The sequence below is a fragment of the Ruegeria sp. AB5 genome (assembly GCF_056542645.1).
In genome coordinates, this window is sequence record NZ_JBQGAE010000001.1 from 1,015,114 (window position 1) to 1,035,284 (window position 20,171).

The window sequence follows — 20,171 nt, forward strand, 5'->3', positions numbered from 1 at the left end:
AATGACAGGCGTATGCCCGAACCAGCAGATCGAAGCGATGATTGCACGCGGTGAGATCACCGCCATCCCCGATGTCATCCCAGCGCAAGTTCAACCAGCCAGTCTTGATCTGCGTTTGGGAACAGTGGCTTACCGGGTGCGTGCTTCGTTTCTGGCCGGCGAAGGACGCTCGGTCGCGGATCGTCTGTCCGAATTTGAAATGCACCGCATCGACATCACGGACGGTGCCGTTCTGGAAAAGGGCTGTGTCTATCTGGTGCCACTGATGGAATCGCTGGCCCTGCCCCTTGATACCAGTGCGGTGGCCAACGCCAAAAGCTCGACCGGGCGGCTGGACCTGCTGACACGCACGATCACGGATGGCGGCACCGAATTTGACCGGGTCCCAGCGGGATACACCGGCCCGCTCTATGCCGAAATCTGCCCGCGATCCTTCTCGGTTCTGGTGCGTCCGGGCATGCGCCTGAACCAGATTAGGTTCCGTCAGGGTCAGGCCGTGCTGACCGACACGGAACTGACTGCCCTGCATGCGGACTCGCCTCTGGTCGACGGGCTTGCCGTGATTCAGGACGGGTTGGGCTTTTCGGTCGACCTGCAACTGCCCGACACCGATCTGGTCGGCTATCGCGCCAAGCCACATACCGGTGTGATCGATCTGGACCGAATCGGCGCATACGTTCCGCAGGAATACTGGGAGGAGGTGCGCACCACCGATGGGCGCATCATCCTGGACCCTGGCGCGTTTTACATTCTGGTCAGCCGCGAGGCCGTCCATATCCCGCCCATGTACGCTGCGGAAATGGCCCCGTATCTGGCCATGGTCGGTGAATTCCGCGTTCACTATGCCGGGTTCTTCGACCCCGGTTTCGGCCACGCCGAAGCCGGTGGTGCGGGCTCACGTGGTGTTCTCGAAGTCCGCTGCCACGAAGCCCCGTTTGTTCTGGAACACGGTCAGGTCGTCGGGCGGCTGGTTTATGAGAAGATGGCTGAAATGCCCACGCAGCTATATGGCGCAGGCATCGCGTCGAACTATCAGGGACAGGGGTTGAAACTGTCCAAGCATTTCAAGGCTGTCGGCTGACCAAACCTTGCCAGATCGGCGCATTGCGGATTGCCGGCTGAGCCTATTTCACGTCCTGAGACGGGTTTGGCGTCGTCTTCTGCCGTTTGTCACCGGGGTCTGGAAGATTCTGTCGCGATGACCCGCCCAATCGACCGGCCATATCAAACCCCTTGTTCACGCCCTTGTTGACAATGCGGCGCATCACCTGGCGCACGATCATGTCGATGATCCGATTGGCATTCATTGCTCAACTCCGTTTCCTGAGCCTCAACATATAGTTTTTCCGAGGCAACAAAAGGGCAGCCCGATCACTCTTCGTCGAAGAGTTCCGTCTGATCCTCATCACCTTCTTCTTCACGCCCCTGCCCAAGCGGGATTGCACCCGGCGGCGGACGGTTTTCCAGCAACCCGGCGGCCCGCAATTCCTTGAGACCCGGAAGGTCCCGCGCATTCTCAAGTCCGAAATGATCGAGGAATTGTGGGGTCACCACAAAGGTCACCGGTCGGCCCGGGGTCATGCGGCGGCGGCCTAAACGTATCCACTCCATCTCAAGCAACTGGTCGATGGTTCCGCGCGAGACCGAGACCCCTCGGATCTCTTCGATTTCAGCCCGGGTGCAAGGTTGGTGATAGGCCACAATGGCCAGCGTTTCGATCGCGGCCCGGCTGAGTTTACGGGTTTCCACCGTCTCTTTCTGCATCAGAAAACCCAGATCGGGGGCTGTGCGAATGGCCCAAGCCTCTCCGACCTGAACCACACGAACACCACGCCCTTCATAGCGTTTCTGAAGTAATTCAACCGCTTGCGCCGCATCGCTGCCATGGGGCATCCGGACCTCAAGGTCGGCTATGGTCACCGGTACGGCGCTGGCAAACAGCACGGCCTCGACCATCCGTTCCTGTTCGGCCAGGGGCGGCGCCTCAAACAGCGTGCCGGTTTCTTGAGGGGCGTCAGTCACGGGTTTCGGTCCTCTTGCGCAGTTGGATCGGCGCAAAGGTTTCGCTTTGCTTCATCTCCATATGTCCTTCTTTCACCAGCTCCAGCGAGGCCGCAAAGGTCGCCGCGGTGGCCGATCTGCGCCGCACCGGATCGCCACTCCAGCCGTCGGGCAGATAGGTTTCCATATCGGTCCATGACCCTGCAAAGCCAATCAGTGGCCGCATACGTTCCAATGCCTGCTCCATGGTGAAGACCGAGTCGCGGTCCATCACAAAGGGGCGGAACTCATCGCGGGTGCGAATCCGGGCGTAACCCTGCATCAGGTCCAAAAGTGTAGCGGAATAGGTCACCGTTCGGATACGAGTGACATCCTCGGCCTGTCCCCGTCTGAAGAAGTCGCGCCCCAGTTGGTCGCGCGCCATCAACCGCGCGGCGGCATCGCGCATGGCCTGCAGGCGCTCAAGCTGAAACGCCAGGTGGGCCGCGAGTTCCTCGCCCGATGGCCCCTCATCATCCGGGTCAGGCGGCAGCAGGAGGCGGGATTTGAGAAAGGCCAGCCAGGCTGCCATAACCAGATAGTCGGCGGCGAGTTCGATCCGCAGCGCGCGCGCTTTTTCGACAAAAGCCAGATATTGCTGCGCCAGCGCCAGAACCGAGATTTTCCGCAGGTCGACCTTTTGCGTTCGCGATAGGGTCAGCAGCACGTCCAACGGGCCCTCAAACCCGTCAACGTCAACGATCAGCGCTTCGGCTGCCAGCCGGTCGGCGACCGAAACCGGATCTTCGCTGAAAAGATTATCGTTCATATACCTGCCCGCCCATTAGGGCAGATAGTTCAGCCTCAGTGGCCTCGATGTCAAGTTCGGCGGGCTTTTTGCGCATGGCCAAGGCCCGATCTGCGCGGGCCTGCGCCGCCTCAGTCATCTGGCCTGCGGCCTGAAGCACATCCCGACGCTCGGCAAAGCTGCCGTTGCAGTGCAACACGACATCACAGCCTGCCTGCAAGGCCTGTCCAGCGCGCTCGGGCACAGACCCGCTGAGCGCCTTCATGGTGATGTCATCGGTCATGACCAGCCCACCAAAGCCGATCACCTCGCGGATGACCTTCATCATCGGGGCCGAGATCGTGGCCGGAGTCGGATCGATCTGCTCGAACACCAAATGAGCGGTCATCGCCATTGGCAGGTCGTTCAGAGCCTTGAACGGGGCGAAATCGGTTTGTGTCAGCTCTTCGAGCGGCAGGTCGACGCGCGGCAGGTCGAAATGTGTGTCCAGCGTGGCCCGACCGTGACCGGGCATGTGCTTGACTACGGGCAAAACTCCGCCATCCAGATGCCCCTGTGCCACGGCGCGCCCCAATTGAGCGATGCTTTCTGCATCACTGCCGTAGCACCGGTTGCGCAAAAAGGCATGGGTTTCCGGGCGCGCGACATCCACCATCGGGGCGCAGTTGCTGTCGATCCCCAACTCAAACAGCTCATGCGCAATCAGGCGATAGCGCAAGTACATGGCGCGTTCGGCCTGTTCTCCGGCCCGTTCAGCATGATCGAGCGGCGGCATCCATTCGCGCGCCAGAGGGGCGCGCAGACGTTGAACGCGGCCTCCCTCCTGATCAATCGTTATGGGACAATTCCGCCCTACAGCCTCGCGAAAATCATCGCACAGCGCGCGAACCTGATCGGCGCTTTCGATATTGCGGGCGAACAGGATGAACCCAAACGGATTCATCTCACGGAACAGGGCCCTTTCGTCATCGGTTAGCCGCAGCGCTTCTGCGTCAGAAATCGCGGCTCCGAACGTCACCTGACGGCCACCGGGATACAGTCGGCCCCCTGGGCCACCAACGCCGCACAGAACTGGCGCGAGTCGCTCAGGTCATCAAAGCCAAGCACACGCAACCGGTAGAAGGTGCGGCCACCGCTTGAGGTTTTCTGGATAACGCGCTGTTTTCCATCCATATACTCACCGAACTGACCGTTTAGACGCGCCCATTCGGATTTGGCGACATCCGCGCTCTCAAAAGCGCCAAGCTGCGCCAGACGAGTGCCTTTGCTCAGCGTGTCAGGGTCTACATCCAACCCAACGGCGGATTTGACGGCCGCGTTGATTGCTGCCTCAGACGTATCGGTGACCACCGCGCGGCGGGCCGGGCGGGTCTGTGGGCGCAATGAGCGGCGCACGCCCGGAAGCTCGGCAATGGCCGGGTCTGGCAGGGCTGCGGCGAAATCCGCCGGGTCAATCGCAGGCTCTTCCTCGGGCGTCACCAGAGACGCCAGCTGCACGCCATCCTCGGTTTGTTCATCATTGGCACGAGCCGCCTCGCCCGCGAGTTCGGCTACCAGTGCGTCCACTGCGTTCTGCCGCAGCGCCGCGGCCTCTTCGTTCGAGATAGGCTCTTCGACGACATGAACAGCTTTGGTCGGCTTCAATTCACCGGCGGGCAGGTCCTCATCTGTCAGCGAGACCGGACGAGGAGCCAGGATCAGACGATCCGCAGGGGCGGCTGCCGAGCCTTCGGCAGCAACCGCATTCACGGCCAGACCCTGATGATCTGCGGGGCGCCCGCCCGGATTTTCGGGCTGAATGCGCATCGGACCTTCGGCGGCGCGCACAACCGGTACGCCGCTGACATCGCGCATCACCAGCTTGTAGCTCCAGATTCCGATCCCGACGACCAGCGCCAAAGACGCAACCGCCCCAAGCACATTCATCGCCTTGCCAACGCCAAAACCGCTGCGCGGCGCTGTATGGTCGGCCATTTCGTCTGGGTAGTCATACCCATCATCGGCGTGGGATTGATTCGGGTAATGCATCTGCCCGGGGCTTTGATGCCCCGAGTAATCGTAACTCGTCATGTCCGCCTCACCGCCCGATTGCGCCTGAAATTAAGGCGCGCGGGTCATTTCTTGTCTGCCTCAGACCGGCGGTTCGGGCGGTATTGGTTACCGCATCTCCTGCGCCGGAGTAACGCCAAGAATACCCAAGCCTGCTGAAATCACAACAGAAACGGCACGAGCCAAGGCGATTTTCGACTGGCTTGTGGCAACATCGCCATCCTGGATGAAACGCAACTGAGTTTCTTCGTTGCCCTTATTCCACAGAGCGTGAAAATCCCCTGCCAATTCATACAGATAGAAGGCGACGCGGTGTGGCTCGTTGGTGCGGGCCGCGATCTCAACCAAGCGTGGCCATTCGGCCAGTTTCTTGGCAACAGTCAGCTCAGATGCATGGTCGATCTTGCCCAGATCTGCGCCCACAAGGGTCGCATCGTCGGCAGCAATCTCGGCCTCGGCCGCGCGGCGCAGCACGCTCATGACGCGGGCATGGGCATATTGCACGTAGAACACCGGGTTTTCGCGGCTTTGTTCCAGCACCTTGTCAAAATCGAAATCCAAGGGTGCGTCGTTCTTGCGGGTCAGCATCACAAAACGGGTCACATCCGGGCCGACCTGATCAACCACATCGCGCAGGGTGACAAAGTTCCCGGCCCGTTTGGACATCTTGAAAGGCTCGCCGTTCTTCCACAGCTTCACCAGCTGGGTCAACTTTATGTCCAGCGACACTTTGCCGTCAGACAGCGCCGACACGGCTGCTTTCATGCGTTTGACATAGCCGCCATGGTCCGCGCCAAACACGTCGATCAGCGCGTCAAATCCGCGGCTCACCTTGTCATAGTGATAGGCGATATCCGGGGCGAAATAGGTCCAGGCCCCGTCCGATTTCTTGACCGGACGATCCACGTCATCGCCATGTTCTGTCGATTTGAACAGCGTCTGCTCGCGCGGTTCCCAATCTTCGGGCTTTTTGCCCTTTGGCGGCTCTAGCACGCCCTCATAGATCAAGCCCTTGTCGGTCAGCGACTGCAACGCCGCCTCGATCCGGCCGGTTCCATAGAGGGACTTTTCCGAGAAGAACACATCCATCTCGACACCCAGCGCCTTCAGGTCGGCGCGGATCAGGTCCATCATCGCGTCAGTCGAAAACTCGCGCAGATCCTCCAGCCAGTCGCTTTCCGGCTTGTCGATCAGGCTGTCGCCGTATTTCTCTTTCAGCGCCTCGCCGATCGGGATCAGATAGTCACCGGGATAGAGACCCTCGGCAATCTCGGGGCTCAGACCATTGGCTTCGCGGTAACGTTCATAGGCCGAGCGCGCCAGCACATCCACCTGCGCGCCACCATCGTTGATATAATACTCACGGGTCACGTCATGGCCCGAATAGGCCAATAGGCTTGCCAAAGCGTCCCCAAACACCGCGCCCCGTGTATGACCCACATGCAGCGGTCCGGTGGGGTTTGCCGAGACATATTCCACATTGACCTTCTGCCCGTGTCCCATGGTCGAGCGGCCGTAGTCGGTGCCCTTCTCCAACACGGCTGCAAGCACGCCCTGCCAGACAGACGGCGCCAACCGCAGGTTCAAAAAGCCCGGCCCAGCCACCTCGGCACTGGTGATCCGGTCATCCGCCGCCAGTTTTCCGGCCAGCACGTCCGCAATATCGCGCGGCTTCATCTTGGCGGGCTTGGCAAGCACCATGGCCGCGTTGGTCGCCATGTCGCCATGCGCCGCATCGCGCGGCGGTTCAACCGCGACGTTGTCAAAGCTCAGCCCCTCGGGCAGCGTGCCTTCGGACTGCATCTGCGCCAGTGCGTCCAGCACAAGGCCGCGGATCTCGGAGAACAGGTTCATTTCGGATGTCCTTTTGCTTGCTGCGCGGTTTACCACGCAAGGCGGCAAGGTCAATGGAAGCGCACAGTTTCCGCTTGGATTAGCAGCAAACAGGACTAAGGTCACAGGAAGTGCCAACACCGGAGAAAGCCTTATGCGCCTTGCCCTGCCCCTCGCCTTCACCCTTGCCACTGCGCTTCCGGTCTGGGCCGAGATGCCTGTCCTACAGGGCCATGTCCTGCTGACACTGGGCGGAGCGGTGACAGAAACCAACTTGCCCGCCCGCAGTGAAACGGACGGAGGATTGCTGGGGTATCTTGAAGTGACCCATGACGGCGCCGCCGGGTTTGACGCCGCCATTCTGGACGGGCTTGAACATACCCAGATCACCATCGCCTATGGCCCCCAAGACAATAAGCGTGACATCGCCTTCTCTGGCCCGCGTCTGTCGGATCTGATGCGCATGGCAGGGGCAGAAGGAAAGACCGCCAAGCCCATGGCGATGGACGGGTACCAGTCAGAAATTCCATGGACCAGCATCGAGACGCATCAACCGATCGTTGCAACACACGCCGATGGCAGCCCAATGGGGATTGGCGGCTATGGCCCGACCATGATCGTCTTTCCGCCCACCGACGATGTTGATCTGGCCCAGGAACAGGCCGGGCAGCAGGTTTGGGCGCTAGCCTATATCGGGATCGAGTAATGACCCACCGGTCAGCCGCTTGTGATCCTGCAACGCAAAACGGTCCGTCATACCGGCGATGTAGTCCGATACAATCCGCGCCAGAGCGGTTTCGTCGGTCGCTGCCTCGATATCGGCGTGCCAGCGCGCAGGCATCTGCTTGGGGTCGCTCAGGTAGATCGGAAACAGATCTTCCACCACCCTGGAGACTTCGGCACGCACTTTCATCACGCTTGGCGCACGGTACATCCGGGCAAACAGGAAACGGCGAATGTCCTTAAGCTGCGACCAAAGGTCAGCTGAAAACCGGATGACAGGATAGCCCAGATGGCGGATTTCCTCGACTGTCTGCGCTCGTGACGTGGTGATCAACCCGTGCGACGTGTCGATGACATCCGAGACCATGACACCAAAGACACGGCGCAACGCCTCGTGCCTGCGACGATATGGGTCCAGACCGGGATGGGCGCGGTCCACTTCTGCGTAACAGTCGCCCACAATCGGTAGCTGCTGAATTTCGTCATCCGTGAAAAGGTCAGCCCGCAACCCGTCCAGAAGATCGTGGTTGTTATAGGCTATATCATCGGACAGGGCCGCCACTTGCGCTTCGGCACTGGCATGGGTGTGCAATTCCAGATCAAAACCGCCATTGCACTCGGCCAGGGCCCAGGGCAATGTGCCCGTCACCGGCCCATTGTGTTTGGCGATCCCTTCCAGACATTCCCAGGTCAGGTTGCATCCATCAAATTCGGCATAGTGACGCTCAAGCCGGGTCACGATGCGGATGGCCTGTGCGTTGTGGTCGAAACCTCCGTAAGGTGCCATAAGTGCATGCAACGCATCTTCGCCAGTATGTCCAAACGGCGTATGGCCCAGATCATGCGCCAGGGCCACGGCCTCGGTCAATTCAGGGTTCAGGCCCAAGGCGCCTGCAATTGTACGCGCAACCTGTGCGACTTCGATGGAATGGGTCAGCCGGGTGCGATAGCTATCGCCTTCATGTTCCACAAAAACCTGCGTCTTGTGTTTGAGCCGCCGGAACGCGCTGGCATGGATGATCCGGTCCCGATCCCGTTGAAAGCATGACCGAAAACTGCTTTCCTCCTCCGGCACCAAGCGCCCGCGCGCGCGGTTGGGGTCCGAAGCAAAACCCGCTCTGTCCACAATTCTGGTCCTTGTCGCCTGTCTTTGGGTTTCATATATTGTAGTGTGGTTGGGAAATAAACCTTTGGAGTCTGGCATGAATCTGCCTCCGACAGTGACAGAACGGGCGTTTGAACGCCTCGCCGAGATCGGGGCCGCCGATCAGGGTCAGGCGTTGCGCGTAGCGGTTGAAGGCGGCGGATGCTCTGGTTTTCAATACGAAATCGCGCTGGATGCGCCTAAGGACGACGACTTGGTTCTGGAAGGCAAAGGCCAAAAGGTCATCGTGGACTCTGTCTCATTGCCGTTTCTCGAGAATGCCGTGATCGACTTTACCCAGGAACTGATCGGCGCGCGATTTGTGATCGAAAACCCCAACGCCACCTCTTCATGCGGCTGCGGCACGTCCTTTTCGATGTAGACGCCAGTGGGGCTTTGCCCCCACACCCCCAGGATATTTTTGGCCAGATGAAGGGGGATCGCCTATCTGGCCTTGACGGCGGAAAGCTTCACCTGACGCGATCATGGGCGTCCCCACATGTGCCGCCCACCGGAATTCATCCTGGCTGGCTATGGGTCCCTTTCTTCATCTGGCCAGAAACATCCCGAAGCGCGAGGCAGAGCCTCGCAAGCCCGCCCACCACCTTGCCGCTGGGGTCAATCTGGGCGATAGATTGCCAACAGCTTCGGAGGATCGCGCATGAAAATCGCCACGTTCAACATCAATGGCATAAAAGCGCGGGCTGAGGCCCTGCCCCGGTGGTTGGATGACGCGCAGCCGGATGTGGTGCTGTTGCAGGAAATCAAATCTGTTGACGAAAACTTCCCGCGCGAAATGCTTGAAGAGCGTGGGTACACTGTCGAAACCCATGGTCAGAAAAGTTTCAACGGCGTTGCCATTCTTTCCAAACTGCCTCTGGAAGACGTCACGCGCGGATTGCCGGGCGATGATGAGGACGAGCAGGCCCGTTGGATCGAGGCAACGATAGTGGGCAAAAAAGCGCTGCGTATCTGCGGGTTGTACCTGCCCAACGGAAACCCTGTTCCAGGACCAAAATACGACTATAAACTGGCGTGGATGGAGCGGCTCTATAGTCGGGCCTGCGACCTGTTGGCCAGTGAGGAACCGGCGCTCATGGCCGGAGACTACAACATCATTCCCCAATCCGAAGACGCAAAGCGACCCGATGCCTGGCGTGAGGACGCGTTGTTCCGACCTAAAAGCCGGGCAGCATTTCGAAAAATCCTGAACCTGGGCTTTACCGAGGCATTCCGGGCCCGTACTCAAGGACCGGGCCACTATTCATTCTGGGACTATCAGGCCGGGGCATGGAACAAGAATGACGGCATCCGGATCGACCACTTTCTGCTGACGCCTCAAGCCGCCGATCTTATGCGCGACTGTCAGATCGATGCCGAAACACGCGGGCAGGAAAAACCCTCGGACCATGTGCCGGTCTGGATCGATCTGGACCTCTGAGATCAAAGGGTCGGGTCGTAATCGTAGATCCAGTCGTATTTTCTGGTCAGACGCGGACCAATCGTGGCCAGTGCCATCTGAGCCGCCAGCCGCATCGGGCCGCGCAGATGGAAATTCCGCGCATTGGCAGACGCTGCTGCAACCACATTCTGGGCGCGCTTGCGGCGGCTGGTTTCGTAGGCCGCAAGGGCCTGCGCCACGCCGGACTGTTCATCAAAGGATCGCGCCAGAACCCAGGCATCCTCTAGCGCCAGACACGCCCCTTGCGCCATAAACGGAAGCGTCGGATGCGCCGCGTCACCCAGAAGTGCAAGCAGCCCGTTCTGCCAGCTCTGCGCCACGGGGCGTAGGAACAACGCCCAAATATGTGTCTCTTCGATGTTTGACAGGATCTGTCCGACGGGCCCGCCAAAATCCGCGAAGCGGGCACGCAGGTCTTCGGGGTCGCCGCGCAACCGCCAGCCTTCCTGCTGCCAGTCCGATCGTTCCTCGATCGCGACCACATTCATCAGTCGTTGGTCGCGCAAGGGATAGGTGACCACATGCCGTCCCGGCCCCATCGTCAGGAAAGCCTGTGGTGCCTCGACCCGATCCTGCCAGGGCAGCGTCGCGCGCCAGGCTACCTGACGGGTGAAGACGGGTGTCTCGACACCATTCAGGACGGGGCGAATCGTGCTGCGTCCGCCATCGGCGGTAATACCGCATACCGCGTGCAGCCGCTCGCCACTCTCCAGCACGATTTCGACTTCGGACGGGTGTTTTGTCACGTGTTCAACACGCGCATCAAGACGGATGTCGACGCCTGCGTCCTTGGCCGATTGATGCAACAGGTCCAGCAGGTCCGCACGGTGATAATAGTAGGTCGGCCCGGCTGACGGCGCGGGGATACGGCTGATGATCCGCCCCCGACGGTAGTCCCGCAAAATCGTGCCGTGTGATTTCTGCGCCGCCTCGGGCACCTCGCCCGCCACGCCCAAAGCGCGCAAAACGGCCATTCCGTTGGCGCTGATCTGAAGGCCTGCGCCAACCTCGGTCAGAGCCGCAGCCTGTTCCAGCACGGTAACTTGCGCGCCCCGCTGACGCAGAGCCAACGCCGCCGCAAGACCGCCAATGCCGCCGCCCACCACGCAGAAATTCAGTCCCTTGATGTTCATGACACCGGCTTAAAGCAAAAACGCCGGAGCAACAGGCCCCGGCGTTTGTGTTCTTAGTCTTTTCACAGCGATCAATCGTCGCGGTGAACTTTCTCGCGCCGCTCATGCCGTTCCTGAGCTTCCAACGTCATGGTCGCGATCGGACGCGCATCCAGACGTTTCAGCGAGATCGGATCGCCGGTCTTCTCGCAATACCCGTACTCACCCTCATCGATCCGGCGCAGGGCCGAGTCGATCTTGGCGACCAGCTTGCGCTGACGATCCCGGGTGCGCAGTTCCAGCGCGCGGTCGGTCTCTTCGCTTGCGCGGTCAGCAACATCTGGAATGTTTCGAGTGTTGTCCTGCAGCCCTTCGATCGTGTCGCGGCTGCCTGCGAGTAATTCTGTCTTCCAATCCAGCAGCTTGCGTCGAAAATACTCAAGCTGTCGATCGTTCATGAATGGCTCATCTTCGGCCGGGCGGTAATCTTCCGGCAGAAAAACTTCCTGCTTCATATTTGCTCCCTCGGTATGGCCCGAAACGTCGGTCGCGGTAGTTTCACCTGACATTTGGCACCCCCTTTAGCGCAGCATTTATCCGACAGACGCGGGAATGTCACTACACAAACGTAGGACCATGGTGCCGTCGCTAGCGGCCCGTGTAATTCAGAGAATTCAAACAACAAATCCTTGTTTTTCTGTGAAATTTAACAGGCTATTTCAAGGCGGCCTGCCCTCCAAAAACATCCGGATCGACCCGAATCAAGCAAAAGGGATTGGAGTCGCTGAGAAATTCGAGGCCGAGACGCAGCGGCCCTGCTTGTCAAATTCATCGCCGCTCTGTAACCCGGACACCACAATGTCGCGCGAAACCGCATGAGGGCCCGATGACCGCACGCTTCCAAGGCACAGCCGAATATGTCGCCACTGACGACCTGACCATCGCCGTGAACGCCGCGGTGACGTTGGAACGCCCCCTACTGGTCAAGGGTGAACCCGGCACCGGCAAGACGGAACTGGCCAGACAGGTGGCCGGGGCGTTGGGCCTGAAGATGATTGAATGGAACGTCAAATCGACCACGCGCGCGCAGCAGGGTCTGTATGAATATGACGCGGTTAGCCGGTTACGGGACAGCCAACTGGGCGAGGAACGCGTACACGACGTTTCGAACTACATTCGCAAGGGAAAACTGTGGCAGGCCTTCGAGGCTGATGAAAAGGTCGTTCTGCTGATCGATGAGATCGACAAGGCCGATATCGAGTTCCCAAACGACCTGCTGCAAGAACTCGATAAGATGGAGTTCCATGTCTATGAAACCGGCGCAACGATCCGGGCCAAGAACCGCCCGATAGTGATCATCACTTCGAACAACGAAAAGGAACTGCCCGATGCCTTCCTGCGGCGGTGTTTCTTTCACTACATCCGCTTTCCGGACGACGCCACCATGCGCCGCATCGTCGAGGTGCATCACCCGGGCATCAAAGACGCCCTGCTGACCACCGCTCTGACGCAGTTCTACGAAATCCGGGACACGCAGGGTTTGAAGAAAAAGCCATCCACCTCTGAGGTGCTGGACTGGTTGAAACTGCTTCTGGCCGAAGACCTGACCGCTGAAGACCTGAAGCGCGACGGGATCAACGCACTGCCTAAACTGCACGGTGCCTTGCTGAAGAACGAGCAGGATGTGCATCTGTTCGAACGACTGGCCTTCATGGCGCGCAGCAAGCGTTGAACAGGCCGTGAGTGCGGCTTGCCTTGGCGCAGGCTGGATGTCAGCATCAAACGACCTACACTGGGTCTAACAACAGGACGTATCGCTTGGCCATTGCACTGAACATCCGCCCGTTGACCGCCAAGGACAGGGACCCATGGGCCGAGATGTGGCGCGACTACCTTGCGTTCTATGAAACCACCCTGGCAGACACGGTGTATGACACGACGTTTTCCAGACTGTTGGGGGATGACCCACAGGATTATTCGTGCTTTGTCGCCGAACAGGATGGCAAACTGGTCGGCCTGACCCACTACCTGTTTCACCGTCACGCCTGGAAGATCGAGAAGGTGTGCTACCTTCAGGATCTTTTCGCCCGGCCCGAAGCGCGCGGAACCGGTGTCGGACGTGCCCTGATCCAGGCCGTCTATGACGAGGCTGACCGGCAAGGCGCGCCTTCTGTCTATTGGTTGACGCAGGATTTCAATCAGACCGCGCGTCAGCTCTATGAGAGGATCGGCACGCTGACACCTTTCATCAAGTATAACCGCTCATGATGCGCTGGGGCGCAGTTGTTGCGGCACTTGCGCTGTCTGCCTGCACGTCCATCGAACGGATCGAACTGCCGGACAACATCAAGGCCGTGGAACAGGCCCTGCCCCCGGCCAAATCCTTTACAACGGCGCGCCCGACGCCACCCGCGCGGTCAAACACCAATATCGCAGCCGACTTCGTTGACCTGCATTTCGCCCTGGAAAGCGGCGCGGCGCTGCCTGTCTTCACGCGGTTTGAAACACCCGTCACTGTGCGTCTGACAGGCTCTCCCACGGCCGGTATGCAGCGGGACCTGACCAGCCTGCTAAACCGTCTGCGGCGCGAGGCCAGAATCGACATCAGGCAAATCCCGGAAGGTCAGGCCAACATCACCATAGAAGCGGTCCGCCAGCGCGACATTCACCGCATCCTGCCCAATGCCGCCTGCTTCGTCGTGCCCAATTCATCAAGTCTGGAAGAATACCGCCGCGACCGCCGCAAGGCCAAAAGCAACTGGACAGAACTGCGTCAGCGCGAACGGTTGGGGATTTTCATTCCCTACGACGTGAGCCCGCAAGAGATCCGCGATTGCCTGCACGAGGAAATCGCACAAGCGTTGGGGCCGCTGAATGATCTCTATCATCTGCCGGATTCGGTGTTCAACGACGACAATATCCACACGGTTCTGACCGGGTTCGACATGCTGATCCTGCGTGCCGCCTACGCGCCCGAGCTGCGCACTGGCATGAGCCGTGAACAGGTCGAGGCCGTCATCCCCGGCGTCCTGAGTCGCCTGAACCCGCGTGGCGACCGGCTTCGGGTGCAACCGCTTACCGAAACGCCGCGCGAATGGGTGGACGCGATCAACAAATCACTGGGACCCGGTCCCGGTTCCCCCAGACAGATGCGAGCCGCTCAGAGGGCTGCCACCATCGGCCAGCAGATGGGTTGGACGGACCACCGCCGCGCCTACCCGCATTACCTGATGGGTCGCATGTTGCAGTTCCGCGACCCTGCGGCGGCGTTGCAGCAATATCAGATTGCGATGCAATTCCTGAATGCCACCCCCGGGACCGAGGTTCACCGTGCCCATGTCACGGCGCAAACGGCGACCTTTGCATTGGCGCAAGACAGGGGCCCCGCGGTTCTGCCCGACCTGAACCGGGCCATAGACGTGATGACCCGGGCCGAGAACGCCTCGCTTCTGGCAACCCTTCTTCTGTTGAAATCCGAAGCATTGAAACAGGCCGGGCAGCCCCAACAGGCCCGTGCGGTCAGGCTGGACAGTCTGGGGTGGGCGCGATACGGCTTTGGCTCGGATCTGGTGGCGCGGTCCCTTGCGGACAGTGGTATCGGCGGATCGTCGAACAACAGCACAGGCGGATGACAGACGAATGCTCGTAATACTGGGAATGGCGGCTTTGGGTGTGATTCTGGGCGTTTTGGCCGCGCGCAAACGCAACGGAAACCGTGCCGACATGGCGCAATATGCTGCCGGATATGGCATCGCCTTTGCGTTGATCGGGCTGATTCTGTCGCTGATCCTTGTTCGGTTCGTGGTGTAGCAAATGTTCCTGCCCTTTTTCGAAAACCTCAGACAAGCAGGTATTCCCGTCTCGTTGCGCGAATATCTGACCTTTCTGGAGGGCATGAAAAAGGGTTTGGCCACCTATGATGTCGAGGCCTTCTACTACCTCGCCCGCGTCTCGATGGTGAAGGATGAGCGCAACATCGACAAGTTCGACCGCGCCTTTGCCGCCAGTTTCGAAGGCCTGAATGAAATCAGCTTTGATCAGGTTCTGGAAGCCGTCGACATTCCCGGCGACTGGCTGGCCAAGATGGCCGAGAAACACCTGTCTGACGAGGAAAAGGCCGAGATCGAAGCCCTCGGCGGGTTTGACAAGTTGATGGAAACGCTGCGCGAGCGACTGGCTGAGCAACAGGGGCGCCATCAGGGCGGCAACAAATGGATCGGTACAGCCGGGACCTCTCCGTTCGGGGCCTACGGGTACAACCCTGAAGGTGTCCGTATCGGCCAGAAGGAAAGCCGCCATCAGCGCGCGGTGAAGGTGTGGGACAAGCGTGAATTCAGGAATTTGGACGACACAGTTGAACTGGGCACACGCAACATAAAAGTCGCGCTGAAACGCTTGCGTCGCTGGGCGCGCGAGGGTGCGGCCGAAGAACTGGATCTGGACGGCACCATCCGCGCCACCGCCGAGCATGGCTATCTGGACGTTAAAACCCGCCCCGAGCGGCACAATGCCGTCAAGGTTCTGTTGTTTCTGGACGTGGGCGGATCAATGGACCCGCATATCAAGGTGGTCGAAGAATTGTTTTCAGCCGCCCGGACCGAGTTCAAGCATCTGGAATATTACTACTTCCACAATTGCCTCTACGAAGGTGTCTGGCGCGACAACCGCCGCCGGTGGGATCAACAGTCTCCAACCCACGAAGTACTGCGCACCTATGGCGGCGACTACAAATGCATCTTCGTCGGCGACGCCTCAATGAGCCCCTACGAGATCGCCTACCCCGGCGGCGCCAATGAGCACTGGAATCAGGAGGCCGGCCAGGTCTGGCTGCAACGCGCCCGGGACCAATGGGCGTCGAACCTATGGATCAACCCAGTGCCCGAGAAGTATTGGGACTACACCCACTCCATCGGCATGATCCGCGAGATTTTCGAGGACCGCATGGTGCCGATGACGCTAGCGGGGCTCGAACAGGGCATGCGGGAATTGACGCGGTCGATAGGCCGCTAGCTTGAGGTCATTGCGGAACTTCCATAGTCCAAATATGGGTGTTTTTGTCTGGTTCAAATCTGAACCGTAATGATACAAAATCGCTGACAAAAACCCCTTAGTAGCTGGAGCATGTACTAGTCAGATGTTCGAATGTGCTTTTTGGTTGTTTCGCCTTCATTGGTCCAAGATTCTATTAGTGTCCACGACGTTATTTGCGGTCGACCTCTACATTGCAAGCCGCATCTCCACTGCCCTAGTTCCTTCGTTGCTTGGCTACGGGTATTTAGCTTACATTTTTCACACGTCATTGCTCAAAGACTTCCACCAAAAGATATGGGGCCTGATGCTACGATGCAGCAAGATTGGCACTTTTGGATTGCCTACCTATTCCCGTTCATTACACTGGTAGGCGCAGCTTCAGGCATTGCATTTTTGATCCACTCTATACTTCCTTCCGGCGAGTTGGCACTCGATGTCATATTGTCTTTTTCTCTATTTATTTCTTTAACACTTTCGTTGTTCGTGCTGTCCGGATTTGGAACCATGATACGTGCGGCAATCGCAAAGAAATCAGTCGGGTTCAAGGCCGCTTTGAAACGGTCGCACGGCAGTTATTGGTTCGTCTTCTGGAGACTCTTGGTTGGACCGGCTCTTTTGGGTTTTGTTTGGGTTTCTATGGTGACTTTTCTTTCACTAACTGAATTGGTTCCGCAAATCCCGGAGACCTTCTCTGGGGTCACAGTCACCAACACTTTTTGGTCCATCACAGTGGAGTTTCTGGGTTCCTTCTTAGGTGCACTGTGTGCCAGTATTTTCTCGCTAGCTTATCTTCGCGCCGAAGTCGGACCAGTTTCACTAGTCAGCGATGGGCTTAAAAAGGTGTAGGCTTCCAAGTTCGGCGGTATCTCAATGCAGGTTTCATCGGCTGAGGTTGATTTTTCAAGTGAGCCAAAGTTGATCCAACGGCAGCTTTGTCCCGCATTCCTGTCATAACCCAAGACTCCGATATGCTTCCGCAGCAAAGGACTGGAACGCGGGCTGCGTCGCAGCATCGGGTGGCGCCGCTGAAGGTCAGCCAAGGGCCTATTTTGTTGAAAAACTCATCCTTGATCGAGGGCTGAACTGCTGATTCAATTCCTGTAGTGGAGGGGAGGATCAGCCATGATGGGACCAAGGCAAGAGGCTCAGGGTGCTCTGTTCTATGAGTTTTCGCTGGAGGATCATGTCCCACAAGATCACCTGCTTCGGTCGATTGATCGTTTTGTTGATCTGGACAGCATCCGCTCGCACCTAACAGATTTCTACAGCCACACAGGACGCCCTTCGGTCGTCCCCGAACTGCTGATCCGCATGCTGCTGGTTGGGTATTGCTTTGGCATCCGGTCCGAGCGGCGGCTTTGTGAAGAGGTGCGCCTGAACCTCGCCTAACGTTGGTTCTGCCGTCTCGATCTGACCGACCGTATCCCGGATCATTCGACCTTCTCCAAGAACCGACACGGGCGATTCCGGGAGAGTGGGCTTCTGCGGCATCTGTTCGAGACGACAGTTGCACGGTGCATCGAAGAGAGTCTCGTCAGCGGCCAGTGCATGGCGATTGATGCCAGTCTTATTGAGGCAGTTGCGAACAAACAGAACTCAACGCCGAAGGAAGAGTGGGATGCGACGACCATTGATCCAGCCGAGGCGCCCCGCGCGGTCCGCGAGTATCTCGACACGCTGGACGAGGCCGCATTTGGCGCAGCAAGCGAGGTCCAACCCAAGTTCACATCCCATTCCGACCCGGCCAACCAATGGACGGCAGCACGGAAAGGCCCTGCTTTCTTTAGCTAATCCGACAATTACCCAATCGACACGGATCACGGGGTGATCGTCCCCTCTCATCGTTTGCTGAGCAAACGACTGCTGGGCAACGGATGTCGAGGGGACAAGGTCGATCCGGCAAGCTGAAGTTGGATCGACCAAGACCATGCTGAACCGCGTGAAGGCGAAGTTTGATTTGCACCCCGAATGCCTGATCGCGGACACCGCCTACGGAACCGGGCCGCTCCTGGGCTGGCTGGTTGATCGCAAGATTGCACCTCATATCCCGGTCTTTGATAAAGCTGGCTGACCCGACGCCACATGGTCCCGAGCTGACTTCGATTGGGACGCCAAGAACGATCAGTACATCTGCCCGGAAGGGCATGCACTCAAGCAGTTCCGCCGCAATTACTCCGACCCGAACCGAGGGCCGACCGGCAAAGGGGTCGCGCGATACCGCGCCCTAAAGCTGACCTGCCAAGCCTGCCCATACAAGGCCAACTGCTGCCCAAACGCAGACGTCCGCAAGATCACCCGGGAAGAACATGAAGACGCCCGTCAAGTCGCTCATGACATCGCAAAACCCCGCCAGTACGACATCTCGATGAAACTCAGGAAGAAGGTCGAGATGCTCTTCACCCACCTCAAACGCATCCTCGGGCTGGGACGCCTACGATTACGTGGCCCATGTGGTGCAAATGATGAATTCCTCCTCGCCGCAACCGCCCAAAACCTCCGGAAACTGGCCAAGATCTTTCCCGCACCGCAGCAAACGCGCAAAGCCTGATAGGAAAGGCCTCAGCGCCGCGTTCTGGAAGGCACTTTCCGCGCCTGCAACACGTTGTTTTTCAACAGAATGCGCCGTCCTTGAAGGCGACCCGAATTTGCTAGATTTCAATGGTCTCAGCGATCGCTAGCGGGTCCTCAAGCTCGACGCCTAGGTACCGGACTGTGTTGTCCATCTTGGTGTGCCCAAGCAGAAGTTGAACCGCCCGCAAGTTACCGGTCTTCCTGTTTATCTGGGTCACCCTTGTGCGCCTCATCGAATGCGTGCCGTATGTGCTCGCCTCTAGTCCGATCGGAGTGACCCAATCCCGGACGATCCGCCCATACTGGCGAGTTGAGATATGAAGACGCTCATGAAAGTGACCCGGCCAAAGGTACCCTGAGCTGACCATGAGTTCATTCTCCATCCACTGCTCGACAGAGGCTTGGTGACATCGGATATTTCAAAGCGCACCGGTTTTTGCGTTTTGCATTGGAATACGGAAGCCCGTTCCTTGATCTGTCCCGATGCCATAACGTCGACGACTTTCATCTTCACGAGGCCACAGCCGCGCAGCTTGCTGTCGATCGCCATGTTGAATAGCGCGAGGTCGCGATGGTTTTCTACCAATTCAAGGCGAACACGGATTGCCCAGACATACTTTGGCTTCAAAGGGCGCTTCTGTCCGACAATGCGGCCTTTGTTCCATGCAGGACGAAGTGCGCGAATAGCTGGTAGGTTTGGTGCTTCCATGACTGATCCTCCGATCCGCCATGCCCTCCACAACGACAACACGACGTTGACGACGCACCATATCAGGGTATTGCTGCGCCGCCTCCGAGGTCAACTGACAGCCCAATGTCTGAAACGCTGCACCTCGCATAAACGGCAGTAATGCGACGAATGCGGGAATCGGATTAACTGGGTCGCCTCAGAACGCGGCAACTAGACTAGAAGAGCGGAAACCCAGAGACTTCAGTCTCTTCTGTCCCGAAGGGAGCCAATTTAGGCATGGCTCTCAAATACTTCGGTTGAGCCATCGCGCAAAACCAGCAACGTGTCGTAGGCATCGCGTTGGTCGCCCATTTCCATGCCCGGCGAACCGATTGGCATGCCGGGCACCGTCAGGCCAAGCGCGTCCGGGCGCACCATCAGCAACCGCTGGACGTCTCCGGCAGGCACGTGGCCCTCCACGAAGTACCCGTTGATGAAGGCGGTATGGCATGAGCTCAGCGCGGGAGCAACGCCTGCGCGATCCTTGATCGCCCAAAGCGTTTCCTGATCGACGTCGCTGGCGGTGACATTGAACCCCGCGCCGGCCATGTGATCGACCCAGGCCGAGCAACAGCCGCATGTCGGTGTTTTGAAGACGTCCAGTTCGCCTGAATTTGCGAGCGCGGGTCGAGCGATAGACGCAGCGCTTAGGCCAGAGGCAAAGCTGATGACGATGAAGTTTCTGCGGTCCATGTGGTGTATCTCCCATCTCGGTTGTTCTTAGGGCC

General features: G+C 58.8%; 20 protein-coding genes and 2 pseudogenes. 11 read left to right on the top strand and 11 right to left on the bottom strand.

Annotation, left to right across the window (positions count from 1 at the left end; translation table 11 throughout):
* Position 1: 1 nt before the first annotated feature.
* A complete protein-coding gene (locus ACR0L4_RS05140) occupies positions 2 to 1,081 on the top strand; it encodes a 2'-deoxycytidine 5'-triphosphate deaminase (RefSeq protein WP_480511057.1) in 1,080 nt (359 codons plus the stop codon).
* A gap of 43 nt (positions 1,082 to 1,124) precedes the next feature.
* Here the strand turns inward: ACR0L4_RS05140 and ACR0L4_RS05145 are convergent, their stop codons facing one another.
* The 6 genes from ACR0L4_RS05145 to argS all read right to left on the bottom strand — a co-directional run bounded on the left by ACR0L4_RS05145 (position 1,125) and on the right by argS (position 6,691).
* On the bottom strand, positions 1,125 to 1,307 hold the full coding sequence (locus tag ACR0L4_RS05145; protein WP_170749196.1) for a hypothetical protein: 183 nt from the start codon (positions 1,305 to 1,307) through the stop codon (positions 1,125 to 1,127).
* A gap of 64 nt (positions 1,308 to 1,371) precedes the next feature.
* Complete coding sequence (gene scpB / locus ACR0L4_RS05150; protein WP_170749198.1) at positions 1,372 to 2,022, bottom strand: SMC-Scp complex subunit ScpB; 651 nt, start codon at positions 2,020 to 2,022, stop codon at positions 1,372 to 1,374.
* A complete protein-coding gene (locus ACR0L4_RS05155; protein WP_480511060.1) occupies positions 2,015 to 2,809 on the bottom strand; it encodes a segregation and condensation protein A in 795 nt (264 codons plus the stop codon). Before ACR0L4_RS05155 ends, scpB begins: the two co-directional genes overlap by 8 nt.
* Entirely contained in the window at positions 2,799 to 3,806 is a 1,008-nt protein-coding gene (gene nagZ / locus ACR0L4_RS05160) for a beta-N-acetylhexosaminidase (RefSeq protein ID WP_170659758.1), read from the bottom strand. The genes ACR0L4_RS05155 and nagZ overlap by 11 nt, the downstream gene beginning before the upstream one ends.
* On the bottom strand, positions 3,803 to 4,858 hold the full coding sequence (locus ACR0L4_RS05165) for an SPOR domain-containing protein (protein ID WP_170659759.1): 1,056 nt from the start codon (positions 4,856 to 4,858) through the stop codon (positions 3,803 to 3,805). Before ACR0L4_RS05165 ends, nagZ begins: the two co-directional genes overlap by 4 nt.
* 87 nt (positions 4,859 to 4,945) lie before the next feature.
* On the bottom strand, positions 4,946 to 6,691 hold the full coding sequence (argS, locus tag ACR0L4_RS05170; RefSeq protein ID WP_480511063.1) for an arginine--tRNA ligase: 1,746 nt from the start codon (positions 6,689 to 6,691) through the stop codon (positions 4,946 to 4,948).
* A gap of 133 nt (positions 6,692 to 6,824) precedes the next feature.
* Here argS and ACR0L4_RS05175 point away from each other — a divergent pair, with 133 nt between their 5' ends.
* The gene (locus ACR0L4_RS05175) at positions 6,825 to 7,376 is read left to right on the top strand and encodes a putative pterin-binding protein (protein ID WP_480511065.1); all 552 of its coding nucleotides are present in this window, start codon (positions 6,825 to 6,827) and stop codon (positions 7,374 to 7,376) included.
* Here the strand turns inward: ACR0L4_RS05175 and ACR0L4_RS05180 are convergent.
* Positions 7,353 to 8,597 carry a deoxyguanosinetriphosphate triphosphohydrolase gene (locus ACR0L4_RS05180; protein ID WP_480511067.1) on the bottom strand — a complete coding sequence of 415 codons (1,245 nt, stop codon included), beginning with the start codon at positions 8,595 to 8,597 and terminating at the stop codon, positions 7,353 to 7,355. The genes ACR0L4_RS05175 and ACR0L4_RS05180 overlap by 24 nt on opposite strands.
* Here ACR0L4_RS05180 and ACR0L4_RS05185 point away from each other — a divergent pair.
* Complete coding sequence (locus ACR0L4_RS05185; protein WP_480511069.1) at positions 8,596 to 8,919, top strand: HesB/IscA family protein; 324 nt, start codon at positions 8,596 to 8,598, stop codon at positions 8,917 to 8,919. The genes ACR0L4_RS05180 and ACR0L4_RS05185 overlap by 2 nt on opposite strands.
* Positions 8,920 to 9,198: 279 nt before the next feature.
* Positions 9,199 to 9,978: an exodeoxyribonuclease III gene (gene xth, locus ACR0L4_RS05190; protein ID WP_480511071.1), complete on the top strand. Its 780-nt coding sequence runs from the start codon at positions 9,199 to 9,201 to the stop codon at positions 9,976 to 9,978.
* Positions 9,979 to 9,980: 2 nt separating this feature from the next.
* Here the strand turns inward: xth and ACR0L4_RS05195 are convergent, their stop codons facing one another.
* Complete coding sequence (locus tag ACR0L4_RS05195) at positions 9,981 to 11,132, bottom strand: FAD-dependent monooxygenase (RefSeq protein WP_480511073.1); 1,152 nt, start codon at positions 11,130 to 11,132, stop codon at positions 9,981 to 9,983.
* 71 nt (positions 11,133 to 11,203) lie between these two features.
* Positions 11,204 to 11,626, bottom strand: coding sequence for an RNA polymerase-binding protein DksA (dksA, locus tag ACR0L4_RS05200; protein WP_170354457.1), 423 nt, complete (start codon positions 11,624 to 11,626; stop codon positions 11,204 to 11,206).
* 371 nt (positions 11,627 to 11,997) lie between these two features.
* Between dksA and ACR0L4_RS05205 the strand changes: the two genes are divergently transcribed.
* The 7 genes and pseudogenes from ACR0L4_RS05205 to ACR0L4_RS05235 all read left to right on the top strand — a co-directional run bounded on the left by ACR0L4_RS05205 (position 11,998) and on the right by ACR0L4_RS05235 (position 18,690).
* Complete coding sequence (locus tag ACR0L4_RS05205) at positions 11,998 to 12,843, top strand: AAA family ATPase (RefSeq protein WP_170749209.1); 846 nt, start codon at positions 11,998 to 12,000, stop codon at positions 12,841 to 12,843.
* 86 nt (positions 12,844 to 12,929) lie between these two features.
* Positions 12,930 to 13,379 carry an N-acetyltransferase family protein gene (locus ACR0L4_RS05210; RefSeq protein ID WP_480511075.1) on the top strand — a complete coding sequence of 150 codons (450 nt, stop codon included), beginning with the start codon at positions 12,930 to 12,932 and terminating at the stop codon, positions 13,377 to 13,379.
* Complete coding sequence (locus ACR0L4_RS05215; RefSeq protein WP_480511077.1) at positions 13,376 to 14,743, top strand: DUF2927 domain-containing protein; 1,368 nt, start codon at positions 13,376 to 13,378, stop codon at positions 14,741 to 14,743. Before ACR0L4_RS05210 ends, ACR0L4_RS05215 begins: the two co-directional genes overlap by 4 nt.
* 7 nt (positions 14,744 to 14,750) lie before the next feature.
* Positions 14,751 to 14,921, top strand: a complete 171-nt coding sequence (locus ACR0L4_RS05220; RefSeq protein ID WP_170749211.1) for a hypothetical protein — start codon at positions 14,751 to 14,753, stop codon at positions 14,919 to 14,921.
* A 3-nt stretch (positions 14,922 to 14,924) separates the two neighbouring features.
* On the top strand, positions 14,925 to 16,121 hold the full coding sequence (locus ACR0L4_RS05225) for a vWA domain-containing protein (protein ID WP_480511079.1): 1,197 nt from the start codon (positions 14,925 to 14,927) through the stop codon (positions 16,119 to 16,121).
* A 333-nt stretch (positions 16,122 to 16,454) separates the two neighbouring features.
* Positions 16,455 to 16,988 (top strand): hypothetical protein, encoded by a 534-nt coding sequence (locus ACR0L4_RS05230; protein WP_480511081.1) that lies wholly within the window; start codon positions 16,455 to 16,457, stop codon positions 16,986 to 16,988.
* 276 nt (positions 16,989 to 17,264) lie between these two features.
* A pseudogene (locus ACR0L4_RS05235) lies at positions 17,265 to 18,690 on the top strand (IS1182 family transposase).
* Between the two features lie 100 nt (positions 18,691 to 18,790).
* On the opposite strand, the pseudogene ACR0L4_RS05240 reads toward ACR0L4_RS05235, so the two are convergent.
* Positions 18,791 to 19,422: pseudogene (locus ACR0L4_RS05240) on the bottom strand (tyrosine-type recombinase/integrase).
* 252 nt (positions 19,423 to 19,674) lie between these two features.
* On the bottom strand, positions 19,675 to 20,136 hold the full coding sequence (locus ACR0L4_RS05245; protein WP_170749214.1) for a DUF411 domain-containing protein: 462 nt from the start codon (positions 20,134 to 20,136) through the stop codon (positions 19,675 to 19,677).
* Between the last annotated feature and the right edge of the window lie 35 nt (positions 20,137 to 20,171).

Bases quoted from the DNA above. Each gene is read 5' to 3' on its own strand.
- ACR0L4_RS05205 (WP_170749209.1), top strand. From the start codon at position 11,998: ATGACCGCACGCTTCCAAGGCACAGCCGAATATGTCGCCACTGACGAC.
- argS (WP_480511063.1), bottom strand. From the start codon at position 6,691: ATGAACCTGTTCTCCGAGATCCGCGGCCTTGTGCTGGACGCACTGGCG.
- ACR0L4_RS05215 (WP_480511077.1), top strand. From the start codon at position 13,376: ATGATGCGCTGGGGCGCAGTTGTTGCGGCACTTGCGCTGTCTGCCTGC.
- ACR0L4_RS05220 (WP_170749211.1), top strand. From the start codon at position 14,751: ATGCTCGTAATACTGGGAATGGCGGCTTTGGGTGTGATTCTGGGCGTT.
- ACR0L4_RS05175 (WP_480511065.1), top strand. From the start codon at position 6,825: ATGCGCCTTGCCCTGCCCCTCGCCTTCACCCTTGCCACTGCGCTTCCG.
- ACR0L4_RS05195 (WP_480511073.1), bottom strand. From the start codon at position 11,132: ATGAACATCAAGGGACTGAATTTCTGCGTGGTGGGCGGCGGCATTGGC.
- xth (WP_480511071.1), top strand. From the start codon at position 9,199: ATGAAAATCGCCACGTTCAACATCAATGGCATAAAAGCGCGGGCTGAG.
- ACR0L4_RS05180 (WP_480511067.1), bottom strand. From the start codon at position 8,597: ATGCCAGACTCCAAAGGTTTATTTCCCAACCACACTACAATATATGAA.
- ACR0L4_RS05245 (WP_170749214.1), bottom strand. From the start codon at position 20,136: ATGGACCGCAGAAACTTCATCGTCATCAGCTTTGCCTCTGGCCTAAGC.
- ACR0L4_RS05155 (WP_480511060.1), bottom strand. From the start codon at position 2,809: ATGAACGATAATCTTTTCAGCGAAGATCCGGTTTCGGTCGCCGACCGG.
- ACR0L4_RS05185 (WP_480511069.1), top strand. From the start codon at position 8,596: ATGAATCTGCCTCCGACAGTGACAGAACGGGCGTTTGAACGCCTCGCC.
- dksA (WP_170354457.1), bottom strand. From the start codon at position 11,626: ATGAAGCAGGAAGTTTTTCTGCCGGAAGATTACCGCCCGGCCGAAGAT.
- ACR0L4_RS05140 (WP_480511057.1), top strand. From the start codon at position 2: ATGACAGGCGTATGCCCGAACCAGCAGATCGAAGCGATGATTGCACGC.
- ACR0L4_RS05165 (WP_170659759.1), bottom strand. From the start codon at position 4,858: ATGACGAGTTACGATTACTCGGGGCATCAAAGCCCCGGGCAGATGCAT.
- ACR0L4_RS05225 (WP_480511079.1), top strand. From the start codon at position 14,925: ATGTTCCTGCCCTTTTTCGAAAACCTCAGACAAGCAGGTATTCCCGTC.
- ACR0L4_RS05230 (WP_480511081.1), top strand. From the start codon at position 16,455: ATGCAGCAAGATTGGCACTTTTGGATTGCCTACCTATTCCCGTTCATT.
- ACR0L4_RS05145 (WP_170749196.1), bottom strand. From the start codon at position 1,307: ATGAATGCCAATCGGATCATCGACATGATCGTGCGCCAGGTGATGCGC.